The following is a 13,808-nucleotide window of genomic DNA, read 5'->3' as shown; positions in this document are numbered from 1 at the left end:
TCACCGAGGCATGGTCCCTACGCTGGTATGTGAGGTCGGCGCCGTGTAGGCCGCCGCTGAATCTGCTTGTGCCACCCGAGCACCATGCCAGTCACTGGCGGCGCTTTCGCCGAGCGGCACGCCTCCCTGGGCGAGATCGGCGGAAATCGCCTGGAGTTGCTCGTCGTTCGCGGCCACGATGGGCAGGCGCGGGTCGCCGATGTCGAAGCCCCGCAGCCGCAGCGCCGCCTTCGAGAACGCGACCCCGCCGACGCGGGACATCGCCCGGAGAACCGGCAGCATGCCGCGGTGGTTGGTGCGCGCGGTCGAGGTGTCGCCGGATTCGTAGGCGTCCATCATGCCGCGGATCCGGCCCGCCACGACGTGCCCGATCACGCTGACCACGCCGGCGCCGCCGACGGAGACCCACGGGAGGTTGAGGCCGTCGTCGCCGGAGTAGTAGGCGAGCTGGGTGTTCGCGATGACCTCGGAGCCGGCGATCAGGTCGCCCTTGGCGTCCTTGACCGCGAGGATGCGCGGATGCTCGGCCAGCCGCAGCAGCGTGTCGACCTCGATGGGGACGATCGAGCGCGGCGGGATGTCGTAGAGCATCACCGGCAGCTCGGTGGCGTCGGCGACGGTGGTGAAATGCGCGTAGAGCCCGGCCTGGCTGGGCCGCGAGTAGTACGGCGTGACGACGAGGATGCCGTGGGCGCCCGCCGCTTCGGCCTGCTTCGCCTGCTCGATGCTGTGCGCGGTGTTGTTCGTGCCCGCCCCGGCGACGATCGTCGCGCGGTCACCGACGGCCTCGACGACCGCACGGACCAGCTCGGCCTTTTCGGCGTCGGTCGTGGTGGGGCTCTCCCCGGTCGTGCCGTTCACGACGAGGCCGTCGTTGCCCAGTTCCACGAGGTGTTCGGCCAGCTCCTGCGCCCGCTTCAAGTCCAGCGCGCCATCGGCGTCGAAGGGGGTGGCCATCGCGGTGAGCACGCGCCCGAACGGTCTTCCCGGCGCTGCGGTAGGTGGAGTGGACATGCTGTGAAGGTACCTCCTGCGGCCGTTCGACCCCTTGCCGACGTGGTCATTCCCGAGAACGCGGGAGATTTTCCGTGGCGAAGGCGAACTCGGCGCAAACTCTGTGTGAGCTATTTGACCTTGGTCGTGATCTGCGCGGGGATCTGGCTCCCGTCGGTCTTGGCGAGCAGGCAGTAGAAGCCACGCGAGTAGCTCGACGAACTCGAGTCGTTCTTGTCGACGGGCCGCTTCCACTCCGCCTCGGACGGGACGACCGCCCGCCAGGTCAGCGAGGTCCGCTGCGCCGCGGGTACGACGTTCGAGTTGAAGGTCGCCGAGCAGGTCGCCTCGGCGATACGGTTGACCGTTTCCGCTCCCGGATACTCGGCGACCCGCGCGTCGTCGTCACCGGCGGATTCGACTTCGAGCAGCGCCCGCTTGGCGAAGATCTCCAGCAGGTGGTCCTTGTCGCAGCTGACCCCGTCGTTCAGGTTGATGCCCTCTTTGAGGGGCACGTTGTAGCAGTCACCGGACGAACCGAGTTTGACCTGGCCGTTGATGCCGTAGGTCAGAGTGGGCTGCGCCTGGTTGTTCCCCTCCGGCGCCGCCATCCAGCGGCCGAGGAAGATGCCACCGACCAGGGCGCCGATCACGGCGACCGCGGCCAGGCTCAGCCACAGCGGGCGCAGGTTGCGCTTCGCCGGTGCCGGGGCCAGCCGGGTCATCGGCTGGCCGGACTGCGGCATCATCGCCGTACCGCCTGAGGGCGGGGTCGGCTGGGCCTGCACCCCCTGCGCGGCCGCGAACAGACTGCGCACCTGGTCGTACGACATCCGCGCCTCGGGTTTGGTGACCAGCAGGCCGAGGATCGCGGCGGCCAGCGGCCCCTGGACCCTGGTCAGATACGGCGCCTCGGTCATGATCGCGTGCAGCGTCGCGGCGGTGGTCGATCGTTCGAACGCGACGATGCCCTCCGCGGCGAAGAACAGCGTCGTGCCCAGCGACCAGAGGTCGGATTCGGGCATCGCGTCGCGGCCCTCGACCCGTTCCGGCGCCATGAACGCGGGCGAGCCGACGATCATGCCGCTGGTGGTCAGGCGCGGGTCGTCGGCGGCGTGCGCGATGCCGAAGTCGGTGAGCTTCACCCGGCCGTCCGGCGCGACCATGATGTTCGCGGGTTTGACGTCGCGGTGCACGATCCCGGCGGCGTGCGCGGCCCGCAGTGCGGACAGCACCCGCTCCCCCACCAGCGCGATCTGCTGGGCGGGCAGGGGGCCGCGGTCGCGCACCAGGTCGGCCAGCGTCGGCGCCTCGACCAGTTCCATCACGATGTAGGTCGCGCCGTTCTCGGTGACGACGTCGTACACGGTGACCACGGCAGGGTCGTTGAGACGACCGGCGGAGCGGACCTCGCGCAGCATCCGCTCCGACAGCACCGAGGCGTCCTCGGGCGCGTTCGGGAACTTCAGCTCCTTGATCGCCACCTGACGGCCGATCACCTGGTCCTGCGCGCGCCAGACGACACCCATCCCGCCACGGCCGAGCTCGCCCAGCAGGGCGTATCGGCCGGCGACGATCCGCGCGCCGGTGGCCTGCTGCGTCTGCTGGGGCGGCCCGTACGGACGGGTCTGTTCGTCGGTCAAGGTTCGGTGCTCCTTCGGTTCGCGCAGGATGCTAACTCGGACCCGTTCGCGCGCCGAAAGGTTCCTTCTCCGAGCTCGTGGATCAGACCGTGACCTCGTGCCCGGATTCCCGGAGCGCCTTCACCGCGCGCTCGAGTTCGGGAGCCCGGACCAGCACGTGGTCGGTGTCGAAGGTGGACATCGAGAACAGCGCCACCCCTGCGGCGGCCAGCTCGCTCGACAGCGCCGCGATGATGCCGGTCAGCGTGAAGGCCAGCGGCCCGCGGACCGACAGCCATCGCCAGCCGTCCTCGACCGTGGCGCCGTCCGGCGCGAGACCGGCCGGACAGATCACCGAAAGCTCCTCCGGGGTCCGCGTGATGGAGATCAGCACGGGCTCGCCGGGGTCGAGCAGATTCGCCGGTATCGGCGCGTCCGGGGCGAGGCGGGCGACCGCGTATTCGCCGGGCCGGACGTCGATCGCGAGGCGTCGCATCAGCCCTCGAGGACCTTCGGGCTGGACGCGACCTCGGTGCCGTCGGGCAGCGCGGAGATGGTGAAGTCCGCGAACACGTTGCCCGAGGCCTTCTGCAGCTCGCGCAGGCAGTCGATGGCCAGGGCGCGGATCTCGACGTCGGCGTGCTCGGTGGCACGCATCGCGATGAAGTGGCGCCAGGCGCGGTAGTTGCCGGTGACCACGATGCGGGTCTCGGTCGCGTTCGGCAGCACGGCGCGGGCGGCCTGGCGGGCCTGCTTGCGGCGCAGGGTCGCGCTGGGCACGTCGGCGAACTTCTCCTCCAGCCCGGCGAGGAGCTCGGTGTAGGCGTCGACGGCGGCCTGCGAGGCGGCAAGGAACTTCGCGTGCAGCTCCGGGTCCTGCGCGATGACGTCGGGCTCGACGAACGCGGCGTCGCGCTCCGGGACGTAGCGCTGCGAAAGCTGCGAGTAGGAGAAGTGACGGTGGCGGATCAGCTCGTGCGTCAGCGACCGGGAGATCCCGGTGATGTAGAAGCTGACGGACCCGTGCTCCAGCACCGAAAGGTGGCCCACGTCGATGATGTGCTCGAGGTAGCCGGCGTTGGTGGCCGTCTTCGGGTTCGGCTTCTTCCAGGACTGGTAGCAGGCGCGGCCCGCGAATTCGGCCAGCGCCTCACCACCGTCGGCATCGGTCGACCACGGCACGTCCGACGGCGGGAAGAACTCCGTCTTCGCGATCAGTTGAACCTTGGGTGACACGGTCTCGGCCACGTTCGCACTCCTTTTCGACCCCTGCTCCACGACTCCGGGCAGCGTAACCGCAGCCGTCTTCGACGACAGGGCGACATCACGGTGACGTCATCGGCGCCTTGACTGACATCACAAGTGACGTCATAGTGGTGTCATGGATTTGACGCCGTACATCACAAGCCTTCGCGAGGACCTCGCGAACACGGCTTCGGCCGGCGACGAGCAGACGCGGCGCGCTGCCGCGCTGCTGTCGTCGGCGCTGGAGCCGGCCGCCCGCCTGACCATCATGAACGCCCTCGCCGACCTGGCCGCCGAAGTGACTTCGGCACTGCCGGGGCACGTCGTCGACGTCCGGCTCGACGGCCGCGACGTGCGCGTCGTCGTCACCGGCTCCGGTTCCGGGGAGCGCGCCGAGCAGTCCGCGCCCCGCCAGGAGGCACCGCGGGAGACCCAGCGCGGACCCAAGATCGACACCGGTGACATCACCCGCATCACGCTGCGCCTGTTCGAACAGGTCAAGGGCCAGGCCGAAGCCGCGGCCGCGTCACAGGGCGTTTCGCTGAACACGTTCGTTTCGCAGGCCGTCCAGGGCGCGCTGGGCAAGAGCGGCGGCGAGCACTGGCAGCACAAGCAGAAGCCGGACGGCGGTGCCGGTTCGCACCTGCACGGCTGGGTCCAGGGCTGAGGGGACGGAAATGACCGAGGAAAGCATTCCCGCCGGTGAAGAGACCGTGCGCGTCGAGGAGTTCGAGGCCGAGGGCCCGATCGAGATCGACGTGAGCGTGGCCATCGGCCGGGTGACCATCGAACTGACCGACGAGAGCGGAATCCACGCCGAGGTCCGCCGGGACGGCGGCGAACAACAGCCGTGGGTGGACGGGATGACGAGCCTGCTCAGCTGGGTCGGCGAACGTTTCGGCGACCAGCTCGGCGGTTCGCCTGCCGGTTCGGCGGGGTCGGCGGGCGACGCCGTGGCGCAGACGCGGGTCGAGAAGGTCGGCAACCGGCTGGTCGTCCAGGCGCCGAAGGCCTGGCAGCTGAAGAACGTCCCGCTCGCCGTGACCGTCCGGGCACCCGCCGGTTCGCACCTGGAAGTGCGGGCGGGGGCGGCCGACGTCACGGTCACCGGTTCGGCCGGACGGGCGGACCTCATGACCGGCGCGGGCAAGATCGGCCTGGAACGGGCCGACGGTTCGGCGATCGTCCGCACCGGCACCGGCGACATCAAACTCGGCCCGACGCTGTCCGGCCTGCAACTGCGCACCGGCAGCGGCTCCGTCGAAGCGTCCTCGGTGAGCGGTTCGGCCACGGTCGCGACCGGCACGGGCGACGTCTGGCTCGGCGAGGTCGCGGGCGAGGTCCTGGCGCGCACCGGCAGCGGCGACCTCTCGGTGGCGGACGCCGCCTCCGGGACGCTGGAGCTGACCACCGGATCGGGTGAGGTCCGGGTCGGGATCCGCGGCGGTGTCCAGGCGGAGATCGACCTTTCGTCGACGACCGGGTCGGTGTCGAGCGAGCTGGATGTCTCGGAGACCGCGCCTTCGGAGGTTTCGCTGAAGGTGCGGGCACGCACCGGCACCGGCGACGCGGTGGTGACCAGCGCGGCCGGCTGAGCCGCGGGCCCGCAGGGGGATCGAGGGACCTTTGCTCTCACTTTTCCACGGGGGTGGGTGCGAAGGTCCCTCGCTCAGGCGAGTGTCATGAAAGGGTCGTTCAGGACGTTTTTCGTCCTGAACGACCCTTTCATGACACTTGGGTGCCCCCCGGGAGAGCTCCTGAGATGAAGGGGCCTTTCATAGCAAATTTTGCTATGAAAGGCCCCTTCATTGCATGACGCGAGGCACAGCGCACGAGGCTCAGCGCACGAGGCGCGAAAGCACCGGTGCCAGATCGCCCCGCTCCCCCACCACGACCCCGTCCAGCCCCTGCCATTCCGCCATCAGCCGCAGTTCTCCGGCAAGCTCACTCGCGACCCGCGCGACATCCACGCCAGGCTCGGCGAAGGCGCCCTGAACGCGAAGCACCCCGGCGGCCCGATCGCATTTGAGGTCCACCCGGCCGACGAGTTCGCCGTCGAGCAGGAACGGGAACACGTAGTAGCCGTAGATCCGTTTCGGCTCGGGAACGTAGATCTCGATGCGGTAGAAGAAATCGAAGATGCGCTCGGTGCGCGCGCGTTCCCAGATCAGCGGGTCGAACGGCGACAGCAGGGCCCGGCCGGTGACCGACCTCGGCGCCTTCGCCGCGACGTGCCGGTATGCCGGGGCGGGCCAGCCGTCCACGATCACCGGTTCCAGGACGCCCGCGTCGACCAGCTCGGCCACCGCACGCTTGCTGACGTCGGGGCCGAGCCGGTAGTAGTCCCGCAGGTCCGGTTCGGTGCCGATGCCCAGCGCGACGGCCGCGCGGGTGATCAGTTCGCGGGCGCCTTCCTCCGGGCTCACGGTCCGCGACAGGATCTCCGGCGGGACGACGCGTTCGGTCAGGTCGTAGAGCCGCTCGAACGACCGGCGTGTGCCGGTCGTCAGCTGGCCCATGCCGAAGAGCCACTCGCAGGCCTTCTTGACCTCAGAGCGTTCCCACCACGAGCCGGGTTTGGAACCACCCGACTCGCCCTCCAGCGCGCGCTCGATGCCGCCCGCGCCGATCGGGCCCTGTTCCTTGATCACGGTGAGGATGTCGTCCACCAGCTGAGGTGTCTGCTCCAGCACCCGCGCGTAGTTCGTCCACCAGCCCATGCGTTTCGCCCCGGACCGCAGCAGCGGCCAGTCCGTGATCGGCAGCAGACTCGCCTCGTGCGCCCAGGATTCGACCAGCATCCGGGGTTTGCGCGCCGAATGGGACCAGGCCGCGTCGTCCACCAGCGTGGGCTCGTACGTGCCGAGCCGGGAGAACAGCGGCATGTAGTGCGCGCGGACCGCGACGTTCACCGAATCCAGTTGCAGCAACTGGATTCGCGACAGCACGCGCTGCAGATGCCGCCTCGTCACCGCCCCGCCCGGACGTGCCTCGGCGAATCCCTGCGCGGCCAGTGCGATCCGGCGCGCGACCGGCCCGCTGATGGTCGTAGTGCTCATCGTCCGAATGGTGCCATCCACCACCGACAGTTTTCGGCGACACCGCTAATCTGCGCAGCATGGCCGCCGCCGAAGTCCGCCCAGCAGTCGTGTCCGACGCCTCCGAAATCGCGCGCATCCAACGCGACACCTGGCGAAGCGCCTACACGGAACTACTCGGCGAAGCAGCGGTCGCCGAACTCGAGGACGTCGAACTCGAGAAGACCTGGGCCGAAACGATCGAGTACCCGGGTACGCGCGTCTTCCTCGCCACCGAAGGCGAGTTCACCGTCGGCTTCTGCGTCGCCGGCCGCGCTCCGGCGAGCGAGGTGGCCACCGCGGACGGAGCACTGCCCGACGACGCTTCGACGACGGCGCTCATCGCCTCGCTGCTGGTCGAGCCCCGCTGGGGACGACGTGGGCACGCTGGACGGCTGCTGGCGAACGCCTCCGTTTGGCTGCGCGAGGACGGCGCCACGCGCGGGATCAGCTGGGTCGCCCAGACCGATCACGCGTCACTGGGCTTCTTCCGGCGCGCGGGCTGGTCCCCCGACGGGACCGTCCGCATCCTCGACACCGGAAGCACGAACGTGCGCGAAGTCCGGCTCACCGGTGGCCTCGACCTCGAGCTCGCTCCCTGACTTCGCGAACACGACCCAGCGCATCACCGAGTACATGAAGACGCCTTCGCACGCCCCGGCGATGAGCCGGGAGAGGCGGTAGTCGACGCCCAGCGCGGCCAGTCCCGCGCCGACGCCGAGCAGGAACGCCACGTAGTTGACGACGATCGCGGCGACGTACAGCACCGCCTGTCTGCCGACGGGCGCGTGCGAGCGGAAGTTCATGCTGCGGTTCAGCACGAAGCTCAACCCGAACGCCGTCGCGTAGGCAAGCGTGATCGCCAGCCACACCGGCAGGCCGAGCCAGCTCCGGAGCAGGGTCAGCAAGATCAGGTCGACCCCGAAGGTGAACCCGTTGATGAGCGCGAAACCGAGGAAACTCGGCGCCACCAGCCGGGAAAGCCCGAAGGGGAGGCGCCGGACCACGGCCGCGCAGAAGTCGGCGAAGCGATCCGCGAAATCCTTGCCGCGGACCGCGCCGTGCACGTCGGCCACGGATTCAGCATGGCAGCGGCAGGTGGCCGCGAGCCGACGAACAGGTGATCTTCTGGTGCGGCCCCGAAGCCGGGAACGGGGGCTGTCCCCAGTGCGTCCTGGTTTTCAACTGATAGCTTGGAGAAGACGAAGGTAACGGGGAGGCAACGATGGTGGGCTGGTTGCTCCTGTCGTTCGGCGTCGCCTTCGGTTCGGCGATCCTGCCCGTGGTCAGCATCGAGATGTTCCTCATCGGCCTGTGCGCGAGCCAGCCGACGATGCCGTGGCTGCTGCTCGGGGCCATCGTCGCGGCGGGCCAGGTCGGCGGGAAGACGCTCTACTACCTCGCCGCGAAGGGCACGATCAAACTGCCGAAACCACTGCACGACCGCCTGCACCGGGAGCGGCCGCCGACCCCGCGACGGGAACGGTGGCAGGCACGGACCAAGAAGATGCGTGCCCGGCTCGACGCCCTGCGTGAACGCTGCCATCGGCATCCGCACTGGATGGCGGGCACGTACGGGGTGAGTTCGGTCCTGGGCCTGCCGCCGTACATGGCCACGAGTGTGCTCGCGGGGCTGGTGCGGATGCCGCTGGCGAGCTTCCTGGCCACCGGGTTCCTCGGCCGCTGGCTGCGGTTCAGCGTGCTGGCCGCCTCCCCCGCCCTCTTCGCGGGCTGGTTCCACTACTGACAAGCCCGCAATCAGTCACCTACTTGCGTAATAAAACCCCGCAAGTAGGTGACTAATTGCGGGGGTCAGCGGGAGGCGGCTTCGAGTTCGACGGCACGCCGCATCGTCGCGCGGGCTCGTTTCCGGTCGCCGGCGATCTCGTACGCGTACGCCAGCCGGTACCAGACGCGCCAGTTCTCCTGATCCGCCTCGACCTCGGCCCGGCGCTCGTCGAACCAGGCGTCCGCGGCGTCGCGATCCACCCGGCCGGAAGGGCGCCGAGGCAGGTCGGAGACGTCGGGCAGGCCGCCTTCTTCGTCCAGCCGCCGCGAAAGCCGCTGGATCTGGACGCCGGAACGCCAGGTGGTCACGATGATCCAGACCCCGAGCAGCGGCAGCAGCAGGACACCGATGCCGAAGAGCACCGGCACCGTCTCACCGGTGCGCACCAACGCGATGCCCCGGCCCGCCAGCAGGACGACGTAGACGGCGAGCGCCGCCGTCATCACCAGCGCGAAGTTGCGGGCCCTCACAGGTCGAGGATGTTCTCGAGACCGACCGTCAGGCCGGGCCGCGTGAGCACCGAGCGCACCCCGAGCAGCACGCCCGGCATGAACGACGTGCGGTGCAGCGAATCGTGCCGGATGGTCAGGGTCTCGCCCTCGCCACCGAACAGGATCTCCTCGTGCGCCACCAGCCCGGGCAGCCGGACCGAGTGCACGCGGACGTCGTCGACGAGTGCGCCGCGGGCACCGTCCACTTCGGACGTCGTCGCGTCTTCGCCGGGCGTGAGGCCGGCTTCCGTGCGGGCCTCGCCGATCAGCCGCGCGGTGTGCGCGGCGGTGCCGGACGGCGCGTCGGCCTTGCGGTTGTGGTGCAGTTCGATGACCTCGGCCGAGTTGTAGAACCGAGCCGCCTGCTGGGCGAACCGCATCGCCAGCACCGCGCCGAGCGCGAAGTTCGGCGCGATGAGCACGCCGACCGACGGGTCGGCCGCGAGCCACGAGCGCAGCTTCTCCAGCCGCTCCCCGCTGAACCCGGTGGTGCCGACGACGGCGTGGATCCCGTTGCCGGTCAGAAACTCCAGGTTGCCCATCACGGCGTCGGGGTGAGTGAAGTCGACGACGACCTGCGCCTGCTTGAGCGCCGACAGGTCGTCACCGGCGTCGAGCGCGGCGACGAGGTCCATGTCGTCGGCGCCGTTGACGGCGTTGACCACTTCCTGGCCCATCCGGCCGCGTGCGCCCAGCACACCGACGCGAATTCCAGCGGTCATGATGCGATCACCTCGTGCAGATCGTCCGGAAGGTCGTCGGCGTGAGCGTACGGCCCGACCACCGCCGCCGCCGACACGCCACCAGGGCGGCGCAGCAGAGTGCGAGCGAGCGCACAGACCTCTTCGGTGGTGACGGCGTCGATCCGCGCCACCGTGTCGTCGACGCCGAGATAGCGACCGTAGTTCAGTTCGTTCTTGCCGATCCGCGACATCCGCGACGAGGTGTCTTCGAGACCGAGCACGAGCCCGCCTCGCAACTGCCCCTTGGCCCGCGCGACCTCGGCTTCGCTCAGCCCGTCCTTGCCGACGACTTCGAGCACCTCGCGGATCAGCCCGGCGACCTCGCCGAGCTTCTCCGGCTGGCAGCCCGCGTACACCGCCATGTGCCCGGCGTCGGCGTAGCTCGCGACGGACGAGTACACCTGGTACGCCAGCCCGCGCTTCTCGCGGACCTCCTGGAACAGACGCGAACTCATGCCGCCGCCGAGCGCGGCGTTGAGCACCGACTGCGCGAACCGGCGGTCGTCGTGCCGCGAAAGCGAACGCAGGCCGAGCATCACGTGCGCCTGCTCGGTGTCGTCGGTGTGCAGCGCGAGCTTCGGCGCCATCGCGATCCGCGCACGGCCGCCACGCGGCGCCACAGGTGTCGCCGTGCCGGTCAGCTTGTGCCGCAAAGCCTTGCGCACCAAGCGAAGCACCTGAGCGTGCTCGATGTTCCCCGCGACGGCGAGCACCATCCGCGGCAGCGTGTAGCGGCGCCGGTAGAACCCGCGCAGCGCCGACGCGGACATCTCCACGATGGACTTCTCGCTGCCGAGCACCGGACGGCCCAGCGCGTGGTCGCCAAGGATCGCGCCGACGAACGTCTCGTGCAGCAGGTCTTCGGGGTCGTCGTCACGCATCGAGATCTCTTCGAGCACGACGCTGCGCTCGGTCTCGACGTCCTTGTCCGTGCACAGCGCCTCGAACACGACGTCGGTGACGAGATCCATCGCGAGCGGCAGATCCTCGTCGAGCACCTGCGCGTAGTAGCAGGTGTGCTCCTTCGCGGTGAAGGCGTTGAACTCGCCGCCGACCGCGTCGATCTCCTCGGCGATCTGGGTGGCGTCGCGGTTCGTGGTGCCCTTGAACAGCAGGTGCTCGAGGTAGTGCGCCGCGCCCTCGACCGACGAAGGCTCGTCACGGGATCCGACGCCGACCCACAGCCCGACCGTCACCGACCGGGAGGCGGGCACATGTTCGGTGATGACCCGCAGCCCTCCGGCGAGCACACTGCGCTTGACCACCGCACCGTCCGAAGTGGACTCCAGCGTGCGGGTGCTGCCGACGGGCTGTTCGTGCCCAAAGATCTGACGAGCCAACGGATCCCTTACTCACATGTCATGAAAGGGTCGTTCAGGACGAAAAATGTCCTGAACGACCCTTTCATGACGTCTCACATCGATCTGGCCGGACCTACTGGGCGTCGACCTTCGGAGCGTCGGCCTTCTCGCCTTCGGCCGCCTTGGCGTCCGCCGAGTCCTCTTCCTGGACCACGATCAGGCTGATCTTGCCGCGGTTGTCGATGTCGGCGATCTCGACGCGGAGCTTGTCGCCCACGTTGACCACGTCTTCGACCTTGTTGATCCGCTTGCCGTTGCCCAGCTTCGAGATGTGCACCAGGCCGTCCTTGCCCGGCAGCAGCGAGACGAACGCGCCGAACGCGGCCGTCTTCACCACGGTGCCGAGGAAGCGCTCGCCGACCTTGGGCAGCTGCGGGTTGGCGATGGCGTTGATCTTGTCGATCGCCGCCTCCGCCGACGGGCCGTCGGCCGCGCCAACATAGATCGTGCCGTCGTCCTCGATGGAGATGTCGGCGCCGGTCTCCTCGGTGATCGAGTTGATCATCTTGCCCTTCGGGCCGATGACCTCGCCGATCTTGTCCACCGGGATCTTCACGCTGGTGACGCGCGGGGCGTACGGGCTCATCTCGTCCGGGCCGTCGATCGCCTCGGCGATGACCTCCAGGATGGTGAGGCGAGCGTCCTTCGCCTGCTTCAGCGCGGCCGCGAGGACCTCCGACGGGATGCCGTCGAGCTTCGTGTCGAGCTGCAGCGCGGTGATGATGTCCTTGGTGCCGGCGACCTTGAAGTCCATGTCGCCCATGGCGTCCTCGGCACCGAGGATGTCGGTCAGCGCGACGTAGCGGGTCTCGCCGTCGACCTCGTCGGAGATGAGGCCCATGGCGATGCCGGCGACCGGCGCCTTCAGCGGGACACCCGCGTTCAGCAGACCCATGGTCGAGGCGCAGACCGAGCCCATCGAGGTGGAGCCGTTGGAGCCCAGCGCCTCGGAGACCTGACGGATCGCGTACGGGAACTCGTCACGCTTCGGCAGGACCGGGACCAGCGCGCGCTCGGCGAGCATGCCGTGGCCGATCTCGCGCCGCTTCGGCGAACCGACGCGGCCGGTCTCGCCGGTGGAGAACGGCGGGAAGTTGTAGTGGTGCAGGTACCGCTTCGTGGTCTCCGGGGAGAGCGAGTCGATCTGCTGCTCCATGCGGAGCATGTTCAGCGTGGTGACGCCCAGGATCTGGGTCTCACCGCGCTCGAACAGCGCGGAACCGTGCGCCCGCGGGATCACGGCGACCTCGGCGGCGAGCGACCGGATGTCGGTCAGGCCGCGGCCGTCCATGCGGATCTTGTCCGTGAGGACGCGCTTGCGCATGATCTTCTTCGACAGGGCCTTGAACGCCGCACCGATCTCCTTCTCGCGGCCCTGGAAGGCTTCGCCCTCGCCCAGGCCGATCTTCTCCAGCACCGCGGCCTTGACCTGGTCGGTCGCGTTGTCGCGGTCCTGCTTGCCCGCGATGGTCAGGGCGTTGGCGAGGTCGTCGGTCGCGATGGCGGCGACGGCGTCGAACGCGTCCTGCTCGAAGGCGAGGAAGACGGGGAACTCACCGGTCGGCTTGGCGGCGACGTCGGCCAGCTGCTGCTGGGCCTCGCACAGCACCTTGATGAACGGCTTCGAGGCCTCGAGGCCCTCGGCGACGGCGATCTCGTCCGGCGACTTGCCGCCGTCGGCGATCAGGTCGAGCGTCTTGTCGGTGGCCTCGGCCTCGACCATCATGATCGCGACGTCGTCACCGACGATGCGGCCGGCGACCACCATGTTGAAGGTGGCCTCTTCCAGCTGCTTCCAGGTCGGGAACGCGACCCACTGGCCCTCGATCAGCGCGACGCGGACGCCGCCGACCGGACCGGAGAACGGCAGGCCGGCGATCTGGGTCGAGGCCGAAGCCGCGTTGATCGCGAGCACGTCGTACGGGTCGTCCGGGTTGAGGCTCTGGACGGTGATGACGACCTGGATCTCGTTGCGGAGACCGTCGGTGAACGACGGGCGCAGCGGCCGGTCGATCAGGCGGCAGGTCAGGATCGCGTCGGTCGACGGGCGACCCTCGCGACGGAAGAACGCGCCGGGGATGCGTCCGGCGGCGTACATCCGCTCCTCGACGTCCACGGTCAGCGGGAAGAAGTCGAAGTGGTCCTTCGGGTGCTTCGACGCGGTGGTCGCCGAGAGCAGCATGGTCTCTTCGTCGAGGTACGCGACGACCGCGCCTGCGGCCTGACGGGCCAGACGGCCGGTCTCGAAGCGGACGGTGCGGGTGCCGAAACGGCCGTTGTCGATCACGGCTTCGGTTTCGTGCACGGTGACTCCGGTGGAGTCGGTCATAGGGTGTATCTCCTCTTTTGATCCTCTGTAACGGCGCGAGTCTCCCACCCTGGGACCTGTTTCGCCTGCGGACGCTCGAGGAGTGATGCCGGTCTTCGATCGAAGCCCCCGGGCCGTTGCCCGGGAACCACTACCGAGGACCGGCGGACGGTTCCTCG

At 69.1% G+C, this 13,808-nt stretch carries 13 protein-coding genes and 1 pseudogene; 4 read left to right on the top strand and 10 right to left on the bottom strand.

Annotation, left to right across the window (positions count from 1 at the left end; translation table 11 throughout):
- The 4 genes from dapA to thyX all read right to left on the bottom strand — a co-directional run bounded on the left by dapA (nt 1) and on the right by thyX (nt 3,863).
- Entirely contained in the window at nt 1-1,014 is a 1,014-nt protein-coding gene (gene dapA / locus DL990_RS22465; RefSeq protein ID WP_125785279.1) for a 4-hydroxy-tetrahydrodipicolinate synthase, read from the bottom strand.
- Nucleotides 1,015-1,124: 110 nt separating this feature from the next.
- Nucleotides 1,125-2,636: a serine/threonine-protein kinase gene (locus DL990_RS22460; protein WP_125785278.1), complete on the bottom strand. Its 1,512-nt coding sequence runs from the start codon at nt 2,634-2,636 to the stop codon at nt 1,125-1,127.
- Between the two features lie 82 nt (nt 2,637-2,718).
- The gene (locus DL990_RS22455; RefSeq protein ID WP_125785277.1) at nt 2,719-3,111 is read right to left on the bottom strand and encodes an ACT domain-containing protein; all 393 of its coding nucleotides are present in this window, start codon (nt 3,109-3,111) and stop codon (nt 2,719-2,721) included.
- On the bottom strand, nt 3,111-3,863 hold the full coding sequence (gene thyX / locus DL990_RS22450) for an FAD-dependent thymidylate synthase (RefSeq protein WP_005156312.1): 753 nt from the start codon (nt 3,861-3,863) through the stop codon (nt 3,111-3,113). Before thyX ends, DL990_RS22455 begins: the two co-directional genes overlap by 1 nt.
- Before the next feature lie 133 nt (nt 3,864-3,996).
- Here thyX and DL990_RS22445 point away from each other — a divergent pair, with 133 nt between their 5' ends.
- The gene (locus DL990_RS22445) at nt 3,997-4,527 is read left to right on the top strand and encodes a toxin-antitoxin system HicB family antitoxin (RefSeq protein ID WP_125785276.1); all 531 of its coding nucleotides are present in this window, start codon (nt 3,997-3,999) and stop codon (nt 4,525-4,527) included.
- Nucleotides 4,528-4,537: 10 nt separating this feature from the next.
- Complete coding sequence (locus tag DL990_RS22440) at nt 4,538-5,455, top strand: DUF4097 family beta strand repeat-containing protein (RefSeq protein WP_125799810.1); 918 nt, start codon at nt 4,538-4,540, stop codon at nt 5,453-5,455.
- 243 nt (nt 5,456-5,698) lie between these two features.
- Here the strand turns inward: DL990_RS22440 and DL990_RS22435 are convergent, their stop codons facing one another.
- Nucleotides 5,699-6,919, bottom strand: a complete 1,221-nt coding sequence (locus tag DL990_RS22435) for a winged helix-turn-helix domain-containing protein (protein ID WP_125799809.1) — start codon at nt 6,917-6,919, stop codon at nt 5,699-5,701.
- Between the two features lie 59 nt (nt 6,920-6,978).
- On the opposite strand from DL990_RS22435, the gene DL990_RS22430 reads away from it, so the two are divergent.
- Complete coding sequence (locus DL990_RS22430) at nt 6,979-7,539, top strand: GNAT family N-acetyltransferase (protein WP_233598879.1); 561 nt, start codon at nt 6,979-6,981, stop codon at nt 7,537-7,539.
- Between the two features lie 66 nt (nt 7,540-7,605).
- Here DL990_RS22430 and DL990_RS41915 read toward each other — a convergent pair.
- Nucleotides 7,606-7,908: pseudogene (locus DL990_RS41915) on the bottom strand (GtrA family protein); the annotation flags it as partial.
- Nucleotides 7,909-8,162: 254 nt separating this feature from the next.
- On the opposite strand from DL990_RS41915, the gene DL990_RS22420 reads away from it, so the two are divergent.
- Nucleotides 8,163-8,684: a YqaA family protein gene (locus DL990_RS22420; protein ID WP_125785272.1), complete on the top strand. Its 522-nt coding sequence runs from the start codon at nt 8,163-8,165 to the stop codon at nt 8,682-8,684.
- Nucleotides 8,685-8,749: 65 nt separating this feature from the next.
- Here DL990_RS22420 and DL990_RS22415 read toward each other — a convergent pair whose 3' ends face one another.
- From DL990_RS22415 to DL990_RS22400, 4 genes are all read right to left on the bottom strand, one after another.
- Entirely contained in the window at nt 8,750-9,196 is a 447-nt protein-coding gene (locus DL990_RS22415; RefSeq protein WP_125785271.1) for a tetratricopeptide repeat protein, read from the bottom strand.
- Nucleotides 9,193-9,939 (bottom strand): 4-hydroxy-tetrahydrodipicolinate reductase, encoded by a 747-nt coding sequence (dapB, locus tag DL990_RS22410; RefSeq protein WP_125799808.1) that lies wholly within the window; start codon nt 9,937-9,939, stop codon nt 9,193-9,195. Before dapB ends, DL990_RS22415 begins: the two co-directional genes overlap by 4 nt.
- A complete protein-coding gene (locus DL990_RS22405) occupies nt 9,936-11,300 on the bottom strand; it encodes a pitrilysin family protein (RefSeq protein WP_125785269.1) in 1,365 nt (454 codons plus the stop codon). The genes dapB and DL990_RS22405 overlap by 4 nt, the downstream gene beginning before the upstream one ends.
- Before the next feature lie 94 nt (nt 11,301-11,394).
- Nucleotides 11,395-13,650 (bottom strand): polyribonucleotide nucleotidyltransferase, encoded by a 2,256-nt coding sequence (locus DL990_RS22400; protein ID WP_125799807.1) that lies wholly within the window; start codon nt 13,648-13,650, stop codon nt 11,395-11,397.
- Nucleotides 13,651-13,808 lie beyond the last annotated feature (158 nt).

The sequence above is a fragment of the Amycolatopsis sp. WAC 01416 genome (assembly GCF_003947485.1).
Taxonomy (GTDB): domain Bacteria; phylum Actinomycetota; class Actinomycetes; order Mycobacteriales; family Pseudonocardiaceae; genus Amycolatopsis.
Note: the sequence above shows the minus strand (reverse complement) of the source record. Positions and strands in the feature narration are given on the sequence as shown.

What these genes read in the sequence shown, in the direction of transcription:
- DL990_RS22435 (WP_125799809.1), bottom strand. Translation starts at nt 6,919, where the DNA reads ATGAGCACTACGACCATCAGCGGGCCGGTCGCGCGCCGGATCGCACTG.
- DL990_RS22455 (WP_125785277.1), bottom strand. Translation starts at nt 3,111, where the DNA reads ATGCGACGCCTCGCGATCGACGTCCGGCCCGGCGAATACGCGGTCGCC.
- DL990_RS22400 (WP_125799807.1), bottom strand. Translation starts at nt 13,650, where the DNA reads ATGACCGACTCCACCGGAGTCACCGTGCACGAAACCGAAGCCGTGATC.
- DL990_RS22440 (WP_125799810.1), top strand. Translation starts at nt 4,538, where the DNA reads ATGACCGAGGAAAGCATTCCCGCCGGTGAAGAGACCGTGCGCGTCGAG.
- dapB (WP_125799808.1), bottom strand. Translation starts at nt 9,939, where the DNA reads ATGACCGCTGGAATTCGCGTCGGTGTGCTGGGCGCACGCGGCCGGATG.
- DL990_RS22445 (WP_125785276.1), top strand. Translation starts at nt 3,997, where the DNA reads ATGGATTTGACGCCGTACATCACAAGCCTTCGCGAGGACCTCGCGAAC.
- DL990_RS22420 (WP_125785272.1), top strand. Translation starts at nt 8,163, where the DNA reads ATGGTGGGCTGGTTGCTCCTGTCGTTCGGCGTCGCCTTCGGTTCGGCG.
- DL990_RS22430 (WP_233598879.1), top strand. Translation starts at nt 6,979, where the DNA reads ATGGCCGCCGCCGAAGTCCGCCCAGCAGTCGTGTCCGACGCCTCCGAA.
- dapA (WP_125785279.1), bottom strand. Translation starts at nt 1,014, where the DNA reads ATGTCCACTCCACCTACCGCAGCGCCGGGAAGACCGTTCGGGCGCGTG.